The following is a 20947-nucleotide window of genomic DNA, read 5'->3' on the forward strand; positions in this document are numbered from 1 at the left end:
GTTCGGGTGGGTTGTGAGTGACTACGAGAGATATTCCATTAAGACACGCGACCCTTTTTGGGTACGGAGACGGTCGATCGTGGTCGCTTCGATCTGGCGAATCCGCTCGCGCGTGAGGCCAAACATACGGCCGACTTCTTCCAGCGTATAGATCTGGTTGTCATAGAGCCCGTAGCGCATGGCGATGATTTCCTGCGCACGCGGGTTCAGACGCCCCAAGGCGGCTTTCACCTGATCCTGCAGGTCGATTTTTTCGATCCAATCATCGAGGTTCTCTTCCCCGTCCTCGACGATCTCGGCATAGCTGAGAAACTCCTCATCCATGCGGTAGTCGCCGAGCTCACCGAAAAGCTCATCATCGATCGATTCCAGCTTCATCGCCAAGGCGTATTCGATCGCTTCGACCTTATCCGTCGAGATCTGTAAATAATCCGCGATCTCCTGACGGTCGGGATGGCGATGCAAAAGATGGGCGAGCTGCATGACTTGCTTTTGGTAGAGGCGAATCTGTTCATGCATATGCACCGGAATCCGGATTAAATTGCCTTTGTCGCTAATCGCCCGGGTGATCGCCTGCGAAATCCACCAGTGAGAATAGTGGTAGAGGCGAACGCCACGGTTCACATCAAACTTGTCGATCGCCGTGAAGAGCCCGATCGTGCCCTCTTGGATGAGATCAAGAAAAGGCATCCCTTTACGCAAATGACGCAATGCGGTGCTGACGACGTAACGCAGATAGGCACGGACCAGCTTCTCGCGGGCCTCCATATCGCCCAGCTGCTGATAGCGGAGCAGGCATTCCATCTCTTCCTCTTTGGTCAACATGGGTGTTGCAGCGACATCTTCCAGGAACATCATAGCGGATGTGTCCGAACGCAACGATTTCGGAATCACAATCCCCAATTGCTTCTCAACCTCGCGCCAACGACGGGGGCTTGTCTGGAAAGTGGAGTGACTAAGTGTCATGTGCAACCCTCACTTCTTTAGGAATAGGGTATTCGGTACTAATGCGTATTTCGACAAGGGGGACCGGATTCCTGCACATTTACAGAATATTAACTGAAATTAATACTGGGAAAACATACAGATGCTGGGATGAAAAAAATCCATCCAGGCTTTACATGACGCGGCTGGATGGATGTGAGACTTTTGTTGGCTGTGATGACATGTGTCGAAAAGCTTCGTAACCGATAGCGAATGGTGTCGAAACATGTCAGATAGAACCATGTCGAATGGTGTTGGTACGGGTTACTGGGGCAAAGCCAGAGCAAGCTCATTTTGTCGGCTTCCGTCTTTAGCGCTCGTTTCAAAGAGGATCAGCATCAGCGTGGAATTGGGTTCATCTTTTTTGACGTGGAGGTCGATCGTAAAATCGCCCCACTCAGGCGCGCCCTTGGAAGCGTGGGCGGTGCCAGAGGCCAATTCATTGTGGCCATCCTCGACGACATATTCGACAACCGCCTCAAAAATTTTCGCCTTTCCTTTTACCTGATAAGTGTCCTCGCCTGTTTTGGTCACGGTGACATCTTGGAAGATATCATTTTTGTTGGCGTTATCAGTCGGCGGCTGGGGAGGCTGTTCGGTTGGCTGCTCTGACGGCTGCTGGACTTGATCCGGCTGCTCCGCAGAAGGCGCCGGTGTCTCAGGCTGCTGTGGCTGTGCGGAAGGTGCCGGCTCTGTCGTTGGCGGTGGTGTCGGAGGTGCTGCGTTTTGGTCAGACATGCATCCCGAGAGTGCGGGGACGAGACCGATGAGCACAGTGAGCGTGAGTAATGTACGACGCATGGATATCCCTCCATCCTGTTTGACTGTTAAGACGTGTGTACCCGGAGAGATGTTTCTTGTTTCTTACTTTTACCACTTCAGCTCTTCTACGCTGGCGACCGGAAAGGCGTGGGCTGGCAGCAGCGGTACCAATGGGCGCTCATCGACATAGGCCACAACGACGTGGGAGGGTCCTATCATCATTTTGGGTGGAAGGTTGACGGTCTGGTTATCCTGCATGGTGATCGCGATGCGCAGCTCTCCTCCTACTGTGGGTTTTGGATCTGCTTCCCTTTCTAATTTCTCCATTTGGAGACTTTCCCCATCATAATGAAGGAACATCTTCGTATTGTATCGCCATTGTTGAAAGTCTATGTAATGGTTGATGATTGCCACTGGATCGGTTGTGACACTTTCTGCTGAGGGCTGATAGAAGTTACCTTCTCGGGTATAGTTTCCGTTTTGCCCCATGCGTTGATCAAAACGGTTCATGGCATCCGCCTCTACCATGTCAATGATGCCTTCTGTTTTTAACGCCTCGTCGATTGCGAAAGTTGCATGGTGGTTAGCCAGCTCTATCAACGTTTTCATTTCAGCTTTCTTTTGCATCGCAATATCTGTATCCACCACTACCAGTCCAACTAACAGAAAAAGAAGCAGAGTCGATACGGATAGTACGTTAATTCCCATGTTTATTCCCGTCCTTACAAGTCGTAATCCATGACATTGATCGTACCGGTACGCTCCGTGGTAATCTTCCTTTCCCATTCCGGAAAAAGAGTGGTCAGCTTAGGATAGGGCATTGACATGCGCAATACAAATTCATCTTCATGACTCCATAGAGTTGGGTCGGCAGACTTGGTACGGATGATTTCAATGCCGATCTGATCCTCCCGCAGTTGGTAAGCCTTCCCCTCCGCCTCTTCATGGATAAAGTTTCGTACTGCAGATAAAATGTCCGCGTCACTTCTTCCGCCGTGGTTGGTAACATACTTGGTCGCAGCAAAGCTAATTTCCATCAGTTCGCTTTTCATCTGCAGGACGGTATGGGCCTGAAGGATGCCTAGAGGTACCATGAGCAGAAGCATGACATTCATGATCGTTGCTATCAATTGGCCCATTAATTGGTTCCGAATCGCACGACTTCTGCAAACAGTTTGTTGAAGAAGCGCGCCGATGCTCCATAAATGCTGTCAGGGCCATTCATTAACAAGTTGTATGAAATCGGCACAACCATCACTATGAGTGCCAATACGGAGATGAGCTTCGTCATCCTACCACCCCGGGTCGAAGTATTCGGAAGGACGGCTTCCTGCAAAATGAAAGTCCGTCTCTCCCTCGATTACATAATGAATCCACTGTGAAAGCCGAGAGGGACGTATTGTCATGGTCAGGGAGACCATTTCGTTTCGTTCTTTGCGTGCCCTTCCTACCTCATCCCTTGGCGAAGAGCCTGCGAAGAAGTCCTCCTGTACCGTTTCCCACCCCAAAGATATCATCTCACCTGTATAGTATTCTGCCAGACCGCTGTGCAGATAGCCGATATCTTGCATTTCATCGAGAACATCCGTGTAAATGCCTCGTGCTATGGATCGCTCTAGCGCATACAATTCCATGCATAAAATCATGGAAAAAAGAGTGACTATGACTGTCAGACACAGGAGGAAAACTTTCGTCTTAACCATTGCAATACTCCCATCAATCGTTCATTCATGAAACGGTAAAATCACTACTTTCTTGATTCGTAATGCTTGTGATTGGCTGAGCGATTCTCCCGGGTCAGTAGCCCAAAAGCTTGAGCAGAGAAATCCAACCATTAGCAATATCATGAGAAGCGAGATCTGATGCAGCATCCGCTTTACTCTCCTGAACTGGAATAAGAGTTGCCGTTTTGCATTGTAAATTTTACCTTCTCGCTGGAAATATCGTAATTCAGAGAGCCTACTGAATTATGAATGCGATCGGCCGATTGGTTGGCCGATGGGGACAGTTCATTACCGTAGGAGCTGACTCCAATACCCAAAACCATGACACACGCCAGGAAGATAAAGAACATTTTTGACATTCCGCTTCACTCCGTTTCATTTTCTTGTAAAGTAGGAATTGCTTGATCAATCCAGGACACGCTTTTATCTCTCAGACCATTATCTTTCACAATGGCATCGTTGATTTTGCTCATGCTGGCAACGATAATCCCTAGCGTAAAGATGATGCACAGAAACACGGAAAATAGTTTGGTCATTTCTTCGGTGCCACCTCCCTAGACAAGATATTTATGTAGGATTTCTGTTAACAGCTTGTACCAAGGGAACATCGCAACAATTAACCCAATATAAAATGCTGGATAAACGATGATGCTATATCCGATCCCCAGCGACTTGATTTTTTTCCGATGGCGAAAAACACGACGGTTGTCTACCGCCCACTCGAGCCGGTGCATGGTCAATGCTATTTGATGAGCGGATAATTGCTCAATCGTTCGCAAGTTTGAAACTAGCATAATGCCGTCATCGACACCCAATTGCTTTTTAAACTGCTCCAAAGCCTCAAACCGATCCTTATTCCACTCGGAAAGACTGGGGATGTATTGTTTCAACAAGCGTGTAGGACGCGCTGCCTTTACCAGTGCAGTGTAGGGAGGAACTTGATTTTCCAACAGATTGAGATACCTGTTAACGAATCTGGCAATGTCGATACTCAGTAATTCTTCCCGATAATTGGCCCAACCCTTTAACAATAGGTAAGGCAGAAGAAACCCTACACTTGGAACAATACAGAAGGTGAAAAATGGGAAGCCCTCATCTTTTTGAAACAAGATCCAAATGATGATCAAGACTAAAAGTGAAACTCCCACCGACATTTGCAAAAAGGTCCACTCTGCTCTCCCCCAGCCAAAAGGCCGTCCCGCCTTTCGTAGAAGAGAATCCCACTCTTCCCCATCCTCCTTAACAACCCTGTTGACCCAAAAGCGCCAAACAGAGTAAGAAAGTACCCGTTTCTTGCTTGGCAGCTTTAATAGATAAAGCGATAGGGTAAATCCGGAAAGAAAAACCCCCATAGACGCGATTGTGATCAGCGTCATCATTAAAGCGTAATCCATCATCCGTGCCTCCTCCCCCATATAAATGCCAGTAAGATCGACAGGCACCACACGGATAGTGCGATTGACAACAAAGCTTGTCCATCTGCAGTAAAGAAGTAAAGACGATATGATTCTTTTAAAAGTGTTTGATTGTAGGGGATAAATGCGAGACAGATAATGATGACAATGACCAAACTAATCCAAATTGAGTAGATTTCGCTATTCCGTTCCTCCTTTTCATCCTGTTGGATAAACATTTCATTCGTTAGCCGATTCAGGGAGGATTGAATGTCTTCTGTTTCTCCTTGTAATCCGCTGGTGATGTAGGTTGCAAAATCATATGCCCAATGGTGGTTGATGCGTTCTGCAAAGGACTCAATCGCTTCAACTGGGTCGCCACCGTCAGACATCCGGTTGTTAAGTAGTATCAGCTCTCCCAGCATATCTTTCGGGCACTCGCCCATCATCTCCCGAAAGGCAAGCACAACACTCCTTCGACTGCTGTAGTAACGCGTAAACAAATCGACAAAGTGGCAAAAAGATTTTATCATTCGGTTGATTCTAACCGTATAACGGGCAAATAGCAGAAGTGTAGGTGTTAGCAACAGCAGTACGAACAAAGAGATCGAAGAAATGATATTTCCTGTAAAAAATCCGATCCAAAATCCCGCTACTGCACCTAATAATGAAAGGATGAAATAACCTTCCGGGGAGAGCTTACTGCCCGCTACACTGCACCATATGGCAAACCGGCCATATACGTAACGGCCATTCTTGTCAGCCATAAGCTTTTCGCGGAGGATGCCGAGTGTTTTCGGATAAAATACTTTGGGCTCAATTCGAACCCGCTCCAGCAGGATGCCGATGCTCAGAAAACCTAGGAACAGGCATAACGCCATCGGTAGCAGCAGATAGTAGCTCATATTTGTCTCCCTAGGTTCGTAATACCCAGCTCACGCAAAACATGGAGATCAGCCTGTCCCATATGACACATATATTCCGCCACCTCGCAGGATATTTGCTGTCCTGTCCACTCATACTCTCCGCTTGCCATATTTTTAATGACTAAGGGAACGGACTCCACTCGCTGCATGGTCTCATTCCATCTGGTGGTCTGGATCGCATCAATATACCGGTGACCATTATTCCGGAATTTAAGAGAGTTGATAAAATTAACAGCTCGACTGATTCTCTCCTGTGTCAGTTCAATGCTTCTTCCCCCGTATTGATAGACGAGATCTGTCAAGTCATTTAGTGCCTGCTGAGGAAACCTTTCATGCAAGGCTGCAATCGTTGCATCCGTCCCCCGTATACCCGCATTAACGAAATGGTAGGCTTCAATAGGTTCTCTGATTTCTCCAATGAGAATCGTATTTGCTGTTGTTCTGTACATGTCTTTAAAGCAATGCCCCAGCTCGATTCCAATCTCCTCAACGTTTTGCAGTTCAATGACTTCTCCGGGCCAAAAGTCCCCTAACCTCATCTCATGCTCACTTTCATAAATCGTGATATAGTCCGTGAGCGGATTTTTAAGGCCAAGCATACTAATCATGAGTGTTGTTTTTCCGGCAGCCATCGGTCCGATGACTAACACATTGCTTCTGCCCAAGACTTGTTGCTCGATAAGCAACTGGACTTTTTCGTCAAAGGTGGGTAGTGTTTGTGTTCGCAGTCTGTCCAGAGAAAAAGCACTGGTCGTGAATCTCCTGACGATAACGGTAGGCACCCGAGAGTACGGAAATGTAAACATGGTAAGTCTCGCTTTGATCTGCTCCAGATACCCGCTTAGTCTTGGCTTCTTTTCGTTGAATGTCATTCCAGCGGCGTTGGTTAGTTTTTGTTGGAGAATCTCTACTTCTTTCCACGTCGGTCGATAATCCAGGAATTTTTTAACTCCTTGTTCCAAATAGCTAACAGACTTTCCTGCAGAAATACGTACCTCTTCTATCCATGGCGAGATCTGAAGAACTGCATCTAAAATACCCCAACCATAAGTAGCGTATGTTACAGCTTCATACCCATTTACTTGCGGAAGAAATTCCTCTGTGATTGGCCTTTGCAATACTTCCTCGAAGTAATGCTTTAATCGTAAAATAATGTGTCGATGACTTTCTCTATTTCCTTGTTCTGCTTGCATCAAGATCCATTGCATTTCCAGGCGCTCTTCTTTTGATGCTCCATAATGGTTCAAATACTCTCTGGCAATTTGTTTAAGCTCTTCAAAGTTTTGCGTATATTTTGCAGATGGTACGACTGCACCCATTTTAGATTGCTGCCCCCTCCCTGCTTTGTTCAGCTTCGGCCAACGCGTTCAAACAACTGATGTAAGACTTCGGTGGGAATATCTCTTCCACCAAGACGCTTCTGCTTTCATGTGATTGGATTACACGGTCATCAGAAATTCTAGGTACGATACCGTAAAGAGGAACCCCCTCGCGTATTCTTCTCGTGCTGATCTGTGATCGATCAAAATGACTGACCATCAATTCCACAGACACATCTTTTTTCTCCCATCTCTTCATCCAATTTTTTGCACCCTCAATGCTAAACGGATCTGCTCGTATGAAGAAGATGTTACGGTCGGATTCCAACAAGAGACGTTCCATAGCATCGTTTTCAGGAAAACAGTAGCCGTAGTCCAGGTAAATAAAATCGAAATTCTTCTTCAATATCGCCAATAGCGTCGAGATCTCATAATTCCTCCAATTGGAAGTTGCCGAGGAATAAAATAAATTTTTCTGACTCTCGCTCTTTTTAAACGCCTGCAGCCAATTTCGTTTATCCGCAAGCTCGAAGCTAAGCAAATCTGGACGATAAAGGGACAATTGATATTCTCTTAACCCGAAAAAACGGGATAGATCCGGTTTCTCTTGGTTCATATCGATGACAGCTATTCGTTTGTCCGGATGGCGCTTCGCCAACAATACCGGGTAATTGATGCAAAATGTCGTAATACCTGCTCCACCATAACTCAACAAGGTATATACCATTCCACCTCTTGGGTTCAAAATCTCACCATGTTCACGCTCTTTGCTTATCTGTAAGATCTGGCTGATCTGTAAAGAGATTTCTTTGTAAGTCAGGGCCCCAGCCAGAATATAGATACGTTGCAGACTTAGCTCCTCGACGATTCGCTTTATCAACGCTTCGTCCCTATGTAAGGGAACAATGATCATCGGTATCTCGGCTTGCATCACACTTCTGATAGCCGGTACCCACTCCCATATCGGTCTGGAAAACGTCTCTGAAAAAAGAATGGCTGCATCTGGCCTATGGATAGATAGTTGTCGTGCACATTCTTCTTCATTCTCAGCCACTAATGTCTCGAAGCCTTCCGGGACAAATGAAGCGACTAATGATCTCATTGGGTAACAAACGACAATCCTCACTGGGTTCCACCTTCCTTGGTGACCGTTATATGTCCAATTTGAATGGTTCCATAATTCATAGCTTCAGTAAGCATCATGTATTGTTGATCTGTTAGATTAAAACCTATATATGCTGCGAGGGAGGATGGTTGTGCCCGATAGTCTCGGTACCTTCTTTCTCCATCTGTATATTTTTGAGCTTCCGAACCATTGAACAAGGAGTCACTTATTTGATCACCTTGGGGGATAAGTCTTGGTTTCAAGGTGTAGATTTCGATCCCATTGTTATCCTTTACCGTGACTAATTGACTTTGGAACAACAGTTCTGCGGAAGAATTGGTTTTTTTGAAGGTTGTTGGTGTCGGCAAGGTTTCTAGTTCCGTTTGCGGACGATATTTTATCCATACCTTCACATAATCACCCTTCCTTAATTCTGTGACAGGCATAATGGCGGTCAGCGGAAACTCATAACGCGCGAACCCTTTTTCCGGAAGCAAATGTCCGTCCTTTAGCTTCTGTTGGAGAACCTGCTCACCGGGATACAGTGGCTGCATCGCCCGCTTTCCGATGACTTGTTCCAGCGTGGTGGCTGCATCATCCATAATCTCGTCCGCTTCTTCTTGCACTAGAACAACATCCTCAGAAGTAATCGGTTCATAGGGAGCTATTTCCGTTTGACTGGCCACTTTTACTACAGGGGCAAATAACTTCTCATGGGCAAGCGAATCAATATAGTTAGTAGCCAGATAAAAGCTTCCGATAGCTAGTAATAGTGAGAAAAAACCAACGGCAATCAGAGTCCGTTTTTTCATAGGATCCTTCCTTTTATTATCAATGTTGCGACTATTCTTCTAATAGAGCGGCAAGCCTGGCGAAAGCCTCTTCCTCCTCTGGATGTTCTTCTAATAAAAACTTCGCTTTGCTGTGAGCATTCATGACCTTCTGATTTATATAGGGCGGGACAAGCATATCAATATGTCTTTGTTTTTGATGAGGGGCCCAAAAGGATAGTGTTCCTTCCATCCTCTTCTTCAATGGTTCCCTTGTATGTGCTTGATCCCATTTATTTGCGATTAGCCGCAACTTTTTTCCACTCGCATTCCATACCTTCGGTACATCATTTGTCAAAATCGTGCGAGCAAACCGCGGAATGTCAGAATCCAGAACAAACCAGATCTCATCGGACATATCCATGATCCAGGAGGCCGCCTCTTCTTTCCAGCCTGACGAGATATCAATAATGAGCAAGGAAGCGTTCTTGCTGTTTCCAAGCAGCCAATTTGTTACCTCTGGATAAGACACATTCCTTTTCCTATAAGGAGTATTTGCTTTTATTTGCAGATAACCGGCTTGCATCTTGATGATCTTTTCATCGTACTGATCCACTGGCTTGGTGTTTGCTTCAGCTCTTTCCTCACAGTCTAGCGCAAAGTAATAGTAAGGAGTTCCAGTAGGCAATTCACATAAAATAACAGATATGCCTTTCCCAGCTTGATGATATGCTAGGTTTCCTGCGATAAAGCTCGCTCCCGCCTGTGAGTAGAAGCTTGCTACCACCACGACGTAGCGGTTAGGTGGTTGTATGTTTGAAACGGATTCTACAGGTGCAGATAGTATCTGTCTTAGACGTTCCCTCCTCTCTCTATCCTCTCGATTCATAGGCTGATCTTGATTTTCTAGATCGCGGAATGTCGTCATGAACTGCCTTACTTGTTGAAACATAGGCAAACCACCCGATTTCAATTAGCCAGTCTACTTGATTTACGCTCTACCTTCTGCTCATTTTTTGCCATTACGTAATGCTTAAATTTTTCGATCATATCCAGGGTCGACATAGACTTTCTGTGGTAATAGTAAATCTTGCGGATACGCTCTTTCTCTAAAGCGGTTAAGCTAGGTTTCCATTCATAGGCTTTCTCCAAAAGTAATGAAAGCTCCGCGTTATTAGGTCTGCCTCGCCTAACTGGTTTTGCAAATAAACGTTGCTGTGTCTTATCAAACGAATTCGGATATTCTATGAGCCACATATCGACAAGGGCTTCAATATCATGATAGGAACGGATTCCAAGCTTCATGAGATATTGATAATAGGAGGGTAGCGATCGTTGCAGCTCGTGTTTCCATCTGCATACAAGTCCGTTTGGGGTTGTCAAAAGCTTGGTAAGATCACGAAGAAGTTCTTCTCTCGAGGAAGGCTGGTAGGTAACGATCGTTTCTCTTACCAATGAAAACAGTATGTCGTGATAGTATTTGCCATCCTGTTCATCTCCACATTCCGATCGATACCATTCTTCTACGGCAGCATCAAAATCTTTTCGACAATTGATTAATTGAAGTGTTTCTAAATGCTCGTGAAAAGCATCCAATCCGTAAAGCTGAACTACTTCTTCTTGATAGTCTTTAAACACATAGGTGAGAAACGCTTTCTTCAACTCTTCCACTTCAACAAAACCATTGATTTGTTCGTAACAGCGAGACACCAATTCTCTTGAGCTTTGTGCCAGCACCATCCAAACTACCCCCTTTTCTCTCATATTTATCCATTTAACGACATCATGCTACATGATTATACAATCGTCAACCATTTTTTGTATATTAAGTTAAATAAATACAATTATTAATGATATAGGTCCGCCCTGTACTCAATAGTACAAGACGGACGCCAGGAGAGTTCTACTCTGTGTAGAAGTAGAGTTCCTCTCCGGTTGGCAGCAGCAGAGCCATTCGGCCTCCCCGCTCCATGACGGTGGGAGCAGTCTCCATAACAATATCACCGTCGTTCAAAATAATACGATTTCCAAATTGATGAATCTTTTCAATTTGGAAAACCCCTTTGGGCACTCTCTCCAATAAGAGATTCTTGCCCGGCTTGTGCTTTTGGTATCTGACCTGCTTTCCCAAAAGCTGCTCCACAAAAGTGGCTGGTTCTTGGTGAGCCTCAACTGTTGCCATGCGCAACTCCTCCTTTTCTCACCAACTTGCTTAACGGCCGTTTCAATTGCTTATAAGCATTTGAAACTACTTCTACCGTAAAAAAAGACAGAGGAGCTCGCAAATATTTTTAGCGATTAAAGTTAGACTTCCCAGTAATGCGGATCTGCGAGTTGCGGATATATTTCCGTAACCAGGTCAAATGGAGAAAAAAACAACGTGTCGACCAAAATTTTTAATTTATATTTCCTCAAAATGGCATAAGCCGTTTCTGTTTTTGCAAAGATGGCAGGAATATCGTGTATGCTGTCGATCTTTAGCAATTCTTTGCACATATAATCAAAGCAAATCTTTGCTCGTTCTTCTCCTTTGAGCGTTTGAAAATAATGAGCGGGGAAATGTCTTCTCTTTCCTTCCAGTACTTCTTTGTAAACCCATAACACTTTTTCTTCTTCACTGTATCTTGGCAAATATGGGTAGGCGTACTCCACCAGATAGTAAACATCGTCCGGCTTTGCTTCTATAGGCGGTTCGATAAATTCCCTGATCAGGTGAAGCCTCAGATCCTTTACGTCCTGCAAACTAAGCTCTGCTCTAGCCTGCTCTGGTGTCCAATTTTTTACTTTCTCAATCGCATAGCGAATCACTAATTGAATTTTTTGTTTTCGGTACTGCACATCTTCAAACTCATAGGGGGAAAATCGCTTTTGCTGTCCATTTAGGATGCGTTGGTACCGTTCCAGAATAGTTGTGGGCATTCCCTATTCCTCCCGTACTACAGCATGGTTTTATCCTTAAATTACCATGTGAATATGGGACAAAAATAATAGTTCGATTGCCCTACTGATTTCTGATCTATTTTGTTGATCTAACCTCCGATTGGGATACTCTTTCCAGCGTTACCGTGCGATTCTTCAAAAATAATGGCAGCTTGCTTTTGACCCAGATGCGTACGTGATAGATCCCCTGCTTGTATAAGCTTTTTTGATTCCCCTTTTGGTGTATAATTGTTATCTCTTCCGTCCGTTTCTCTAACCCATCTGCGTTCAAACCTAGTAAAATGACAGCCTCTTCTTTAGCCCCCCGAATGATTTCTGCATGGTGCTCTTTTGCTTCTTTTGTCGTCTCGAATAATCTTTTTTTCATACTCCCTGTATCTTGGTCGTAATATTGCCACTCTCCAGCAACTCGTGCCGCTTTTGTTGTCAAATCAGCAGTGTGCTGGACTCTCATGTCCAAGTAGCTGACCTGTTCAACAAACAACAGAATCGACAGCAAACCACCAAAGCAACCAATCAAGTAGATGGCGTGAATGACTGCTGAACCGCGTTCCTCCAAGCAAGCCTCTTTGATCAAACGCTTCATTTTTACTCACCATTTTCAATCATCATGTGATAGGATTCACGCAGCTCATAAGGCTCATCAGACCAGAGAAGCCGAAATTGTATTTTCGCACGCGCTTCAAAATGCTTCCCTTTTGACCAAGTGGTTGGATTTGAAATACTGACTGTTGCCTTCTGTAGAGCGATACATTGCTTTAATTCTTCCATGCCCCTCTCCTTGCCGTGATATTCAGCCAATCCTTGATTCGGCTGGACAGCCGCAATTCTGCCTGCTTTATAGGCTGCCGACAAGGCTCTCTGCTTGTTGTACAGAATCGTAAACTGATCAAATACAAAGGTGACCAGGATGAGCAATAGAGGCATCACAAGGATAAACTCGAGTATTTGACTGCCCCGCTCCTCGCGCAAATATTTCCGTATGTTCTTCATCATCTTTTTTCACCCCATCAAATAGAGAACCAGATATGCCAGAAATAGATGAAGTCCATATGGAAGGGCCAAGGCCGATTCGGAGGGGGCTGGGAGCCAAACTTCCCGATGACCGTACCATCCTGCCACAACCAATCTCATGTTTTTCAGCAGCTTACGCCATGTGCGGGGAGATAACATGAATAGAACAAGACAACTGACAAGCGATCCGAGGACAAGCTGATATACGCACACATAGCTTGTCCATGCCCCGAACGCCATCAACAGCTTTTGATCGCCCATCCCCATGCCCTTGCATATAACAGGGAGTAAAGTAATCAGGAAGGCCGCGAACATTCCCCCCAATGCTGTCATGCCTTGCCCTTGGATGATCTGGTAGAGGAGTCCCCCTAACAAGAAGGGAAATACCAGCAAATTAGGGATCCTCCTTGTCTGCCAATCGCTCCATGCTGCCAAACCGAGGAAAAGTGAGATGACAGCCTCAATCATTTGTTGATCTTCTCAGTCAGTTCCTTCAGCTTTTCATCTTCCGCTGTTCCCAAATCTGCCAGTGCCGGAATGATCAAAATCAGGATAACAGCCACTATAATGACCATCTCCACAATCGTGACGCCATCCTCTTCCCGGTAAAAGCGTGCTGCATAATGTTTGATCAACTCCATTTTTCATCCTCCTTTTTCCTTTCTAACCCTAATTTGCAAAAAGAAAGAGCATGGTTGCAAATATATTTGGATATCTTAAAAAGCTTCTTTCATTCCAATAAATGCTGGCCCAAGGACCAAAAATAGCAGCGGTACACCCATAAACACAATTAAAAGCGGCAGGAGACGAACGCTCATCCTGTTCATCCGATCTGCCGCCTCATCCTCTTGTTGCTTTAGTAATTCTTCCACTTGGGTCGCCAGTGCTGCAGCGATGCTTACCCCTTTTGTGATTGCTCCATTGATCTCCAGGACAATCGATACAAGCGAATCGATTTCCCAGCGATACGCCATTTCCTCCAGTGCTTTTCTCCAATTTCCATACCGCTTTTCCTCCACTTCCAGCTGCACAAGCTCCTGCCCCAGTCTTCCACTGAATCTGCGAGCAGCTGAACGAACCGCCGTATGAACGGGCAATCCCGCTTCCACCAATGCTTGAACGATGCCAAAAAAGATGGGAACTTGCTGCCGGATTTCTTCTTTCGCCTGTTTGTCCGCGGATTCGATCAGCCATGTCGGTAAAAGGAACAGCACCAGTGCGATCCCTGCCGGAGACAATTGTTTGATGCCCAATCCTCCATCGCTGTGAACGAAAAAGATGGAAAACCCCAGTGTCAAAAGTAGAACAATACCTCCCACAAGCTTCGCCAACAGCAATTCCTCCACACAGATCTGCCAGCGTAATCGTTGCAGCATTTCTTCTGTTTTTTTCATATTCAACCCGACATAGCCAGCCAGCTTATTGGACAAGGAGGGATCCTGCCGCAATCTTTCTAACCCCGGCCAGTTGCGTTCGTTCTTTCGAAAAGCATGCTTGTAATGTCCCTGCTGCTCAACTTCGATTCTCCCAAACAAGGCTGCTTGTCCATTATTTTTCGCACTAAGAAAGGATGGATACAGATAGAGCAATACAGCAGCTGCAATCATCACAGAAATCCCCATGCTGCTCACCTCGCTTTACTTTTTCTTCTGAAGCGCCATATGACGGATGACTTCTCCCCCCACTAGGATCATAGCCAACGCACCCAAAATGGTAAGCCGCCCCGATAACGTAGCGGTCAGCGGATCAAAATGGTGCGGATTATTGAAATATAAAGAAACCACAAATACATACGGCATGACACTCAGCAGATTTACCTGAGCCAGCAGTTGTGACATTACCGCCTTTTGTCTGCGTTGCATCTGTTTTCTGCGCAATATGGACAAGGCAGCCAGCTCCATCGTTTTGCCCATGTCTCCTCCCAGCTCCCGCTGCACTTGTATGATGGTCGCCAAATAAGCAATATCGTCGGATTGGGAGCGTTCATGAAATTCTTTCAGCACTCGCTCAATCGGAACCTGCCCACGCAATAGTTTGACGACTCGCTGATACTCTCCGGCAACTTCTTTATCGACAAATGAACTTTCAGCAGCCTCCTCGAACGCGTGCAGATAAGAAGGCGACGTACGCAGGGCACTCGCCATAATGCGGATCGCTTTTACATTTCCTTGTTCAAAACGCTCCTTCTTGCGGATGGCAAGCAGATGGATAACCCGTTCCGTCAACAACACACCCGCCAGTAAAGCAGGGGTCGCCAGCCACCATGACTTGAGTACAAACGCACAAAGCAAAAAGGCAATGGAGCCGCTCGTCACACTAATCAGCAGATAATGAACAGTGGTAATCCCTATGTTTGCTTTCGCCAGACGTTCCTCCAGAGCAGTTAAAAGTGTGACCCTCTGCTGACGTAGCTGTCGAGCCAACGAATGGTGCCCATCGCCAACTTGAACTTGATGCACCAGCTTTGTGGGTAAAAAGAAAACAGCCAAGCTAAATCCAACAAGGACAGACAATAAAACGCCGATAATAATTTCCTGCATGCCCTCCCTCCTACATCATGATCGGTGTAGAAAAGAATATTCGCTCAATCTCCTGCGCATCCAACCCTTTTGCCTGCCATGTGCGAACCAAGCGCTCTGGCTTGTATCCGGTCCATTTAAAATGTCCTACCACTTTGCCATTCACCGTGCCGGTTGGCTCATAGACATAGATATCCTGTAAATAAACTCGCTCCGGAACTACATTTTTCACATTGCATGTACGCCGAATCCGTTCCTCCTGGGATTCTCCGGTGCCAATCACCTCCGTAATCGCCACCACCTTCCGACTGCCATCCTCCTCGAAGCGTTTTACTTGAACAATCAGATCAAGGGCGGAACCGACCATGAGATTGCGCTCGGTACTGCTGTATTTTTCTTCAGCTTTGCCGAAAAGAATCGGCAGCGTTGAATCTATTAATCCTCGCGGCGAGTTGGCATGCGCGGTACTCCAGGATCCGGGATGGTCCGTATTCATCGCCCATAAAATATCGATGATTTCCCCGCCCCTTGTCTCACCCACAATGATCACATCCGGGCGTTTGCGCAGAGAGAGCCGCACACAATCCCGAATACTAAATCCACCTTTGCCCTCATGATTGGCAGGCTTGGCCAGAAACCGGCGCACAAACGGATGCTGCAGCTTCATTTCCAATACGTCCTCAATCGTTATCACGCTTAAATGATCCGGAATGAACTGGGAAATCAAATTCAACATGTGGGTCTTTCCCGAGCCCGTCCCCCCGCTTACGATCCCTGAGGCACGTGACAAGCCGACAGCATACTTGAGAAATTGCAGCATCGGCTCACAAATCGAGCCATATTTCAGATATTCTTTCTCCGACAATAGCTCACGGTGTTTGCGAATCGTTAGCATGTGGCCGTCCGGAGAAATGGCCCTATGCGTAGCTGCGATCCGGGAGCCATCCGGCAGCTGGGTATTGAGCTCCGCCTTTGTCTCGTTGAACTCCCTGCCCATGGAAGCTGCGATATGCTCGATCAGACGCAGCAGCTCATCTTCCTCCTGAAATACCTGAACGGGAGCCGGTTCCAGGCGACCGGAGCTCTTCCGTTCCAAGACGAGGTAATCATAGCGATGAAATAGGATTTCCGTCACATCTGAATCGTCCAGCAAAGCATCGAGCGGTCCCCAACCAACCAGGGCATGGATCAATCGTTCGACTTCAGCGTCCAATTGGCTGTTGGTGAGCGGCGCCTTCATTTCCAATAACAGACGAATATCTTGAGCAAGCTCAATCAAATATGCAGGATTCTCCTTTTCCTCCCACAACCGTTTTCCGTGCTTTTCGATCACCAACATTTTCACATGAGCCTCTACTTCATCGGGAATGACTCGTGCTTGATTGAGGACTGGGGCCATGGGTTCCGCATCATGCCATCTTTCCCCGACTATAGGCGCCGTTCTTTGATTTTGCTTCAACGCGGAGCGCTGCTCATAGAAGTTTGTAGTTTGCTTTGGATGGTTGAGGCCCAGCAGGCTTTTGCGGTCAAAAGTCACGATTACTCCCCCTCTACGATTTTCGCAACCAGCTAAAGAGCGGCTGTCGTTTTTTCTTTTCCTTTCCGTTATTCCCTTGCGCTTCAACAGTACCGCCCTTGTCAGTCATCACCAACGAATTGCCCAATGCTTCGATTGAGTCTTTTGCGGCCGACTTTCCGGGATAAAGCATCAGCGGCACACCTGTGTTAATCGAACGTTTCACCTCTTGATCATCAGGGATGGTGTACAGTACTTTTCCAGGATGCAATTGGAAATAGGCGCGAATCTCTTCCACGGTAAACATCTCCCGTCGCTGCACCCGATTGATGCAGATCTGTATCCGTTCCTCCGGATATTCCGCTTCCCGGAGCAGCTTGAGCATGCGCTGAATGTTTTCAATGGCATCGACCACCGGATTGCCGACCATGACAACCTTTTGGGCAAAGAACAATGCCTGGATCGTAGCATCCGTCGTATCGGGGGCGGTATCGATAAACACCACATCGTAATCACTTCGCTTCAATGTTTCCAATATCAAATAAAGATGGTAATCCTTTATTTCGAAGCTTTGCCGGATATCTCGCGGGGAGGTCAGCACGTGCAAATTTGTATCAGGATGAATCACTACATACTTCTGGATATCCTGCGGGGAGATTCTGGCGGCCATCGTATACTCCTGCCATTCCTGATGGGTGAGCGACTCTGGCTCCTTTCCTTCATTGCGAACAATTTGAGCGAGCTGATCGTCAATCTCCTTGACCCAAGTAAACAAATTCGGGGTGCGTGGCAGATTGAGTGATGTCGCGATCGTCCCTAAATCCAGATTGAAATCGACCGCTAGTACCTTTAATGGACGCCCCTCTTTTTTCTGCTGGGTAAAATAGATGGCCAATTCACGGGAGAGAAAGGTTTTGCCTACCCCGCCTTTTGGTCCGTACACGGTAATCAAATGCTTGTCCTCGTGAGGAGTAGATGGGTAAGCAGGTTCATTTCGTGTCTCGGAGATGGTGAGCGCCGCGGGAAGCGGTGGCGGAAATACGGTGCTTGCCGTTGCGGCGATCCCATTCATCGGGTGCATTCCCCCCAGCCCGCTCTGACAAGAGAGAATTTCCAATTGGGATACCTCGACAGGCTTGGTTAATACCCAGATTCCCAAGTTGCGAAAAAAAGGCTCCCAATGCAGCTCTCGTGCGGAGCACGCCGCAATGAACATGATTTGTGGAAATTGAAACCGGATCTGCTGGCAAAGCACGCCAACCTCCGTCTGCTTCACACTGCCGACCACCACAATATCAGGCTGAGTTGCTTGGATGCGTGGCCACACTTCATCTATTTTTGTGGCCTCACCGCAGACTTGGACATATGTACTGGAATCAAGTTTTTGTTTCAATTCATTCATGGCCAACACATCATCATCAATTAAAAAAAGCCGTTTTCGTTTACCGTTCATGGTCCCTCATCTCCTCCATCTGTCCACCGTTTTTTTGTTTTCATCAAGGCGGCAGCAAAGGCACTATCCCCGACACCTGGTTGACTCCCCTCGGTTACTGCAACCTTTCCCAAGCGGATTTTTCCATAATGCAATGCGTGTGTGAGCAAGACGGCCTCCCGATTGCTTAAGGCGATCGTCACTGCACTCAAGTGGGGTGTCTCCTGATCCATTTCCCGCTGCAAAAAGACGACAGGCATTTCTTTCAATAACAATCCTGTGTGCGCGCCGTCCTCATCTTCAAAGGATGCATACACATGCACCCGATCACCTACGGCTAAATGCGGGGTGACCCCGAGGATGTCATCAACCGGTATGCTCATCCCCGTTTTAGCGTCCTTCAACGCCAGGTCCCAGCTCCCTCCCCCTTCTGGGTCGAGATCTGTCGCCAGCAGAGGCTGTCCGCCCTGCACCCGTCTCGCCAAGGGAAGCCCCAGATAATCAGCCGCCTGCGACCAAGGAATCAAGCCCGGAACCGGTGAGGAGACTTCGCCAAATACCTTGCCAAGCGTAATGACGCCTTCCGTGATATGCTCCTCCTTTAGCGTCTCCCCGCCTTCAATCACGACGTCTTCTTGCAGCATCACATACGAGAAGGTGGTTGGTTTAAAGATCGGATACGCGCCAAACCCGATCGCGATCGCCAACAGCAATCCTGCGATCATGCGCAGAGGATGGATGGCCGGCAGCTTGAAAGACATGGCATTTCCTCCTTTGGTATGCATTTGTCTTCCTAGCTTAGCGGAGGAGAAAGGGACAAAAAAAAGACCTCGCCAGGCACGAAGCCTAAGCAAGGTCTTTCCTTTTATTTATCCCGAAACACTTCCTTCAAGATCGCAAACGCTTTGCGTTGATCGGAAGCATCTCTCGTCAACAGCATTTCATTAATCTTGTAGACATACTCTTGATCCTGCGTCTGGGCGAACTGCCCATACTCGAAAAACTCGAACACATTTACCCCGAGCGCATCCGCGATCTTCTCCAGCGAGCCGATCGTCACATTGCGTGTGCCGCGTTCCACCCCGGCGATGTACGAGTTGGTCGTATTCGCCCTCTCCGCGAGCTGCTCCTGCGTGATGCCTTTTTCCTTCCGAATCTGGCGTATTTTTGCGCCAATCAACTTCAAGGTTGATTTTTCCATATCCACACCTCAACTAGAAGTGTAGACAAACTGTGTCAAAGTATGCAGGGTACTATCGGATAAGTTTTTTCCTGTTTACCTTATAGTGACAATCGGCTATAATTTGCTTGGAATTGTTTGTCAGTAATTACCTTGAAAAGTAAAAGGTGGATTCCTTATTGAAACGAAAAACCGTATCCATCGACGATATTGAGTCCCTCCGCCGCGAATTGAATGAGCTGGGCAAGAAAAGGGGCATGAACGACCCTGCCGTACTCGCCCTGTCGCAACAATTAGACGATCTCATCGTACGTTACACGAAAGGGCAGCTTGCTGTGAAAGGCACTAGTGTCCATCGATATGGGAAAGGATGATACGATGCTGTTTGTTATTGGTTTCTTTGCTGCCATGTTTATCTTCATGCTGATTGCGACGATTTATCACATCGTTCACAAGCCAACCCGCTACATCCCGCCAGCCATGATTACGGCATTATTGGGAGCCTTTCTGATCAGCTTGATTGTCGCTGTTTTGGAGTGAGCCACAACCGCTCTTTAAATAAACCCACCGTTCACACGGAGCGTCTGCCCGGTAATCCAACGCGATTCCTCACTGGCTAAAAACAGCAGGACACTCGCGACATCCTCCGGCTCGCCTAAGCGTCCAAATGCATTCGCGCTGCCCACAGCCGCGATCTGCTCCGGTGTTTTTCCTTCTTTAAACAGCTCGGTGTTGATCGGGCCCGGGGCGATCGCATTGATCGTAATGCCTCTTGGCCCCAACTCTTTTGCCAGCTGACGGGTAAACTGCTCGACGGCTCCTTTTGTCCCCGCGTAGATGCTGTAGCCGGGGAACATCTGACCGGTCACCGAGGTCGAAAAATTAATGATCCGTCCGTTTCTCTCCAGATGCTTGGCGGCTTGCTGGCAAGCGAAATAGGTGCCCTTCACATTGATCGCAAACAGCTTGTCAAAGTCTTCTTCCGTGACGTTTTCGAGTGTTTTCGTGACCATGATCCCTGCATTGTTGACGAGGATATCGATTTTCCCATAGGCTTGCAGCGTCTCCCGAAAGAGCCGCTCCACTTCGGACACTTTGCTGATGTCGGCCTGGATCGCGACCGCTTCTCCGCCGTTGCTTTTGATTCCCGCTACGACTTCTTCGGCTTTTTCGGGGCTGCTGGCGTAGTTAATGACTACCTTCGCACCATTTTGAGCCAGCTCCTCTGCGATTTTGCGGCCAATTCCTCTCGACGCACCCGTTACCAGCGCTACTTTTCCGCTTAGCTTGGTTCCCATTTGCTCCAGCCTCCTTGTTTTCGCTCTGTTCTCTATGACGTTACCGCTCATGCTGTTGGAAGTG

30 protein-coding genes are annotated in these 20947 nt (G+C 47.0%); 2 read left to right on the plus strand and 28 right to left on the minus strand.

Translation table 11 applies throughout. The features are described 5' to 3' along the window. Positions 1 to 21 precede the first annotated feature (21 nt). From EIZ37_RS13805 to EIZ37_RS13925, 27 genes are all read right to left on the minus strand, one after another. Positions 22 to 966, minus strand: coding sequence for a sigma-70 family RNA polymerase sigma factor (locus tag EIZ37_RS13805; protein ID WP_134685200.1), 945 nt, complete (start codon positions 964 to 966; stop codon positions 22 to 24). 282 nt (positions 967 to 1248) lie between these two features. Next, complete coding sequence (locus EIZ37_RS13810) at positions 1249 to 1785, minus strand: Gmad2 immunoglobulin-like domain-containing protein (protein ID WP_235828022.1); 537 nt, start codon at positions 1783 to 1785, stop codon at positions 1249 to 1251. A 69-nt stretch (positions 1786 to 1854) separates the two neighbouring features. Then, complete coding sequence (locus EIZ37_RS13815; protein WP_235828023.1) at positions 1855 to 2454, minus strand: hypothetical protein; 600 nt, start codon at positions 2452 to 2454, stop codon at positions 1855 to 1857. A 14-nt stretch (positions 2455 to 2468) separates the two neighbouring features. Continuing rightward, positions 2469 to 2885, minus strand: a complete 417-nt coding sequence (locus tag EIZ37_RS13820; RefSeq protein WP_134685201.1) for a hypothetical protein — start codon at positions 2883 to 2885, stop codon at positions 2469 to 2471. Continuing rightward, positions 2885 to 3037 carry a hypothetical protein gene (locus EIZ37_RS25960; protein ID WP_167568863.1) on the minus strand — a complete coding sequence of 51 codons (153 nt, stop codon included), beginning with the start codon at positions 3035 to 3037 and terminating at the stop codon, positions 2885 to 2887. The genes EIZ37_RS13820 and EIZ37_RS25960 overlap by 1 nt, the downstream gene beginning before the upstream one ends. 1 nt (position 3038) lies before the next feature. Continuing rightward, on the minus strand, positions 3039 to 3449 hold the full coding sequence (locus tag EIZ37_RS13825; protein WP_134685202.1) for a hypothetical protein: 411 nt from the start codon (positions 3447 to 3449) through the stop codon (positions 3039 to 3041). Between the two features lie 21 nt (positions 3450 to 3470). Then, positions 3471 to 3617 (minus strand): hypothetical protein, encoded by a 147-nt coding sequence (locus EIZ37_RS25965; RefSeq protein ID WP_167568865.1) that lies wholly within the window; start codon positions 3615 to 3617, stop codon positions 3471 to 3473. A gap of 218 nt (positions 3618 to 3835) precedes the next feature. Then, on the minus strand, positions 3836 to 4006 hold the full coding sequence (locus EIZ37_RS25970; protein WP_167568867.1) for a hypothetical protein: 171 nt from the start codon (positions 4004 to 4006) through the stop codon (positions 3836 to 3838). 18 nt (positions 4007 to 4024) lie between these two features. Then, on the minus strand, positions 4025 to 4867 hold the full coding sequence (locus EIZ37_RS13835; protein WP_328591363.1) for a hypothetical protein: 843 nt from the start codon (positions 4865 to 4867) through the stop codon (positions 4025 to 4027). Next, on the minus strand, positions 4864 to 5769 hold the full coding sequence (locus tag EIZ37_RS13840) for a type II secretion system F family protein (protein WP_134685204.1): 906 nt from the start codon (positions 5767 to 5769) through the stop codon (positions 4864 to 4866). Before EIZ37_RS13840 ends, EIZ37_RS13835 begins: the two co-directional genes overlap by 4 nt. After that, positions 5766 to 7109: an ATPase, T2SS/T4P/T4SS family gene (locus EIZ37_RS13845; RefSeq protein ID WP_235828025.1), complete on the minus strand. Its 1344-nt coding sequence runs from the start codon at positions 7107 to 7109 to the stop codon at positions 5766 to 5768. Before EIZ37_RS13845 ends, EIZ37_RS13840 begins: the two co-directional genes overlap by 4 nt. Position 7110: 1 nt before the next feature. Further along, the gene (locus EIZ37_RS13850; RefSeq protein ID WP_134685205.1) at positions 7111 to 8235 is read right to left on the minus strand and encodes a hypothetical protein; all 1125 of its coding nucleotides are present in this window, start codon (positions 8233 to 8235) and stop codon (positions 7111 to 7113) included. After that, positions 8232 to 9026, minus strand: a complete 795-nt coding sequence (locus tag EIZ37_RS13855; RefSeq protein WP_134685206.1) for an SAF domain-containing protein — start codon at positions 9024 to 9026, stop codon at positions 8232 to 8234. The genes EIZ37_RS13850 and EIZ37_RS13855 overlap by 4 nt, the downstream gene beginning before the upstream one ends. 31 nt (positions 9027 to 9057) lie before the next feature. Then, positions 9058 to 9936, minus strand: a complete 879-nt coding sequence (locus tag EIZ37_RS13860; RefSeq protein WP_134685207.1) for a hypothetical protein — start codon at positions 9934 to 9936, stop codon at positions 9058 to 9060. Between the two features lie 17 nt (positions 9937 to 9953). Continuing rightward, positions 9954 to 10724: a hypothetical protein gene (locus tag EIZ37_RS13865; RefSeq protein ID WP_235828026.1), complete on the minus strand. Its 771-nt coding sequence runs from the start codon at positions 10722 to 10724 to the stop codon at positions 9954 to 9956. Between the two features lie 163 nt (positions 10725 to 10887). Then, positions 10888 to 11166 carry a hypothetical protein gene (locus EIZ37_RS13870; protein ID WP_134685208.1) on the minus strand — a complete coding sequence of 93 codons (279 nt, stop codon included), beginning with the start codon at positions 11164 to 11166 and terminating at the stop codon, positions 10888 to 10890. A 122-nt stretch (positions 11167 to 11288) separates the two neighbouring features. Beyond that, positions 11289 to 11903 (minus strand): hypothetical protein, encoded by a 615-nt coding sequence (locus EIZ37_RS25975; protein ID WP_167568869.1) that lies wholly within the window; start codon positions 11901 to 11903, stop codon positions 11289 to 11291. A 97-nt stretch (positions 11904 to 12000) separates the two neighbouring features. Then, on the minus strand, positions 12001 to 12483 hold the full coding sequence (locus EIZ37_RS13880; protein ID WP_235828027.1) for a hypothetical protein: 483 nt from the start codon (positions 12481 to 12483) through the stop codon (positions 12001 to 12003). A 29-nt stretch (positions 12484 to 12512) separates the two neighbouring features. Continuing rightward, positions 12513 to 12920 (minus strand): TadE/TadG family type IV pilus assembly protein, encoded by a 408-nt coding sequence (locus EIZ37_RS13885; protein ID WP_134685211.1) that lies wholly within the window; start codon positions 12918 to 12920, stop codon positions 12513 to 12515. A 6-nt stretch (positions 12921 to 12926) separates the two neighbouring features. Then, positions 12927 to 13406, minus strand: a complete 480-nt coding sequence (locus tag EIZ37_RS13890) for a prepilin peptidase (protein WP_134685212.1) — start codon at positions 13404 to 13406, stop codon at positions 12927 to 12929. After that, positions 13403 to 13579, minus strand: coding sequence for a pilus assembly protein (locus EIZ37_RS13895; protein WP_134685213.1), 177 nt, complete (start codon positions 13577 to 13579; stop codon positions 13403 to 13405). Before EIZ37_RS13895 ends, EIZ37_RS13890 begins: the two co-directional genes overlap by 4 nt. 75 nt (positions 13580 to 13654) lie before the next feature. Continuing rightward, the gene (locus tag EIZ37_RS13900; protein WP_134685214.1) at positions 13655 to 14560 is read right to left on the minus strand and encodes a type II secretion system F family protein; all 906 of its coding nucleotides are present in this window, start codon (positions 14558 to 14560) and stop codon (positions 13655 to 13657) included. Positions 14561 to 14575: 15 nt separating this feature from the next. Then, complete coding sequence (locus tag EIZ37_RS13905; RefSeq protein WP_134685215.1) at positions 14576 to 15478, minus strand: type II secretion system F family protein; 903 nt, start codon at positions 15476 to 15478, stop codon at positions 14576 to 14578. Positions 15479 to 15488: 10 nt separating this feature from the next. Continuing rightward, positions 15489 to 16994 (minus strand): CpaF family protein, encoded by a 1506-nt coding sequence (locus EIZ37_RS13910; RefSeq protein ID WP_205683832.1) that lies wholly within the window; start codon positions 16992 to 16994, stop codon positions 15489 to 15491. 13 nt (positions 16995 to 17007) lie between these two features. Then, positions 17008 to 18426, minus strand: a complete 1419-nt coding sequence (locus EIZ37_RS13915; RefSeq protein WP_134685216.1) for a nucleotide-binding protein — start codon at positions 18424 to 18426, stop codon at positions 17008 to 17010. Beyond that, positions 18423 to 19166 (minus strand): RcpC/CpaB family pilus assembly protein, encoded by a 744-nt coding sequence (locus EIZ37_RS13920; protein WP_134685217.1) that lies wholly within the window; start codon positions 19164 to 19166, stop codon positions 18423 to 18425. The genes EIZ37_RS13915 and EIZ37_RS13920 overlap by 4 nt, the downstream gene beginning before the upstream one ends. A gap of 104 nt (positions 19167 to 19270) precedes the next feature. Beyond that, complete coding sequence (locus EIZ37_RS13925; protein ID WP_134685218.1) at positions 19271 to 19606, minus strand: helix-turn-helix domain-containing protein; 336 nt, start codon at positions 19604 to 19606, stop codon at positions 19271 to 19273. 158 nt (positions 19607 to 19764) lie between these two features. Here EIZ37_RS13925 and EIZ37_RS13930 point away from each other — a divergent pair, with 158 nt between their 5' ends. Then, complete coding sequence (locus EIZ37_RS13930) at positions 19765 to 19959, plus strand: aspartyl-phosphate phosphatase Spo0E family protein (RefSeq protein WP_205683833.1); 195 nt, start codon at positions 19765 to 19767, stop codon at positions 19957 to 19959. A 4-nt stretch (positions 19960 to 19963) separates the two neighbouring features. Then, a complete protein-coding gene (locus EIZ37_RS25980; protein ID WP_167568871.1) occupies positions 19964 to 20125 on the plus strand; it encodes a hypothetical protein in 162 nt (53 codons plus the stop codon). Positions 20126 to 20139: 14 nt separating this feature from the next. Here the strand turns inward: EIZ37_RS25980 and EIZ37_RS13935 are convergent, their stop codons facing one another. Continuing rightward, positions 20140 to 20883 (minus strand): SDR family oxidoreductase, encoded by a 744-nt coding sequence (locus EIZ37_RS13935; protein ID WP_134685219.1) that lies wholly within the window; start codon positions 20881 to 20883, stop codon positions 20140 to 20142. Between the last annotated feature and the right edge of the window lie 64 nt (positions 20884 to 20947).

The sequence above is a fragment of the Brevibacillus migulae genome (genome assembly GCF_004521915.1).
Classification (GTDB): Bacteria; Bacillota; Bacilli; order Brevibacillales; family Brevibacillaceae; genus Brevibacillus_F; species Brevibacillus_F migulae.

Coding starts and splice junctions, on each gene's coding strand:
- EIZ37_RS13805 (WP_134685200.1), bottom strand. CDS start 966: ATGACACTTAGTCACTCCACTTTCCAGACAAGCCCCCGTCGTTGGCGC.
- EIZ37_RS13810 (WP_235828022.1), bottom strand. CDS start 1,785: ATGCGTCGTACATTACTCACGCTCACTGTGCTCATCGGTCTCGTCCCC.
- EIZ37_RS13815 (WP_235828023.1), bottom strand. CDS start 2,454: ATGGGAATTAACGTACTATCCGTATCGACTCTGCTTCTTTTTCTGTTA.
- EIZ37_RS13820 (WP_134685201.1), bottom strand. CDS start 2,885: ATGGGCCAATTGATAGCAACGATCATGAATGTCATGCTTCTGCTCATG.
- EIZ37_RS25960 (WP_167568863.1), bottom strand. CDS start 3,037: ATGACGAAGCTCATCTCCGTATTGGCACTCATAGTGATGGTTGTGCCG.
- EIZ37_RS13825 (WP_134685202.1), bottom strand. CDS start 3,449: ATGGTTAAGACGAAAGTTTTCCTCCTGTGTCTGACAGTCATAGTCACT.
- EIZ37_RS25965 (WP_167568865.1), bottom strand. CDS start 3,617: ATGCTGCATCAGATCTCGCTTCTCATGATATTGCTAATGGTTGGATTT.
- EIZ37_RS25970 (WP_167568867.1), bottom strand. CDS start 4,006: ATGACCAAACTATTTTCCGTGTTTCTGTGCATCATCTTTACGCTAGGG.
- EIZ37_RS13835 (WP_328591363.1), bottom strand. CDS start 4,867: ATGATGGATTACGCTTTAATGATGACGCTGATCACAATCGCGTCTATG.
- EIZ37_RS13840 (WP_134685204.1), bottom strand. CDS start 5,769: ATGAGCTACTATCTGCTGCTACCGATGGCGTTATGCCTGTTCCTAGGT.
- EIZ37_RS13845 (WP_235828025.1), bottom strand. CDS start 7,109: ATGGGTGCAGTCGTACCATCTGCAAAATATACGCAAAACTTTGAAGAG.
- EIZ37_RS13855 (WP_134685206.1), bottom strand. CDS start 9,026: ATGAAAAAACGGACTCTGATTGCCGTTGGTTTTTTCTCACTATTACTA.
- EIZ37_RS13860 (WP_134685207.1), bottom strand. CDS start 9,936: ATGTTTCAACAAGTAAGGCAGTTCATGACGACATTCCGCGATCTAGAA.
- EIZ37_RS13865 (WP_235828026.1), bottom strand. CDS start 10,724: ATGGTGCTGGCACAAAGCTCAAGAGAATTGGTGTCTCGCTGTTACGAA.
- EIZ37_RS13870 (WP_134685208.1), bottom strand. CDS start 11,166: ATGGCAACAGTTGAGGCTCACCAAGAACCAGCCACTTTTGTGGAGCAG.
- EIZ37_RS25975 (WP_167568869.1), bottom strand. CDS start 11,903: ATGCCCACAACTATTCTGGAACGGTACCAACGCATCCTAAATGGACAG.
- EIZ37_RS13885 (WP_134685211.1), bottom strand. CDS start 12,920: ATGATGAAGAACATACGGAAATATTTGCGCGAGGAGCGGGGCAGTCAA.
- EIZ37_RS13890 (WP_134685212.1), bottom strand. CDS start 13,406: ATGATTGAGGCTGTCATCTCACTTTTCCTCGGTTTGGCAGCATGGAGC.
- EIZ37_RS13895 (WP_134685213.1), bottom strand. CDS start 13,579: ATGGAGTTGATCAAACATTATGCAGCACGCTTTTACCGGGAAGAGGAT.
- EIZ37_RS13900 (WP_134685214.1), bottom strand. CDS start 14,560: ATGGGGATTTCTGTGATGATTGCAGCTGCTGTATTGCTCTATCTGTAT.
- EIZ37_RS13905 (WP_134685215.1), bottom strand. CDS start 15,478: ATGCAGGAAATTATTATCGGCGTTTTATTGTCTGTCCTTGTTGGATTT.
- EIZ37_RS13915 (WP_134685216.1), bottom strand. CDS start 18,426: ATGAACGGTAAACGAAAACGGCTTTTTTTAATTGATGATGATGTGTTG.
- EIZ37_RS13920 (WP_134685217.1), bottom strand. CDS start 19,166: ATGTCTTTCAAGCTGCCGGCCATCCATCCTCTGCGCATGATCGCAGGA.
- EIZ37_RS13925 (WP_134685218.1), bottom strand. CDS start 19,606: ATGGAAAAATCAACCTTGAAGTTGATTGGCGCAAAAATACGCCAGATT.
- EIZ37_RS25980 (WP_167568871.1), top strand. CDS start 19,964: ATGCTGTTTGTTATTGGTTTCTTTGCTGCCATGTTTATCTTCATGCTG.
- EIZ37_RS13935 (WP_134685219.1), bottom strand. CDS start 20,883: ATGGGAACCAAGCTAAGCGGAAAAGTAGCGCTGGTAACGGGTGCGTCG.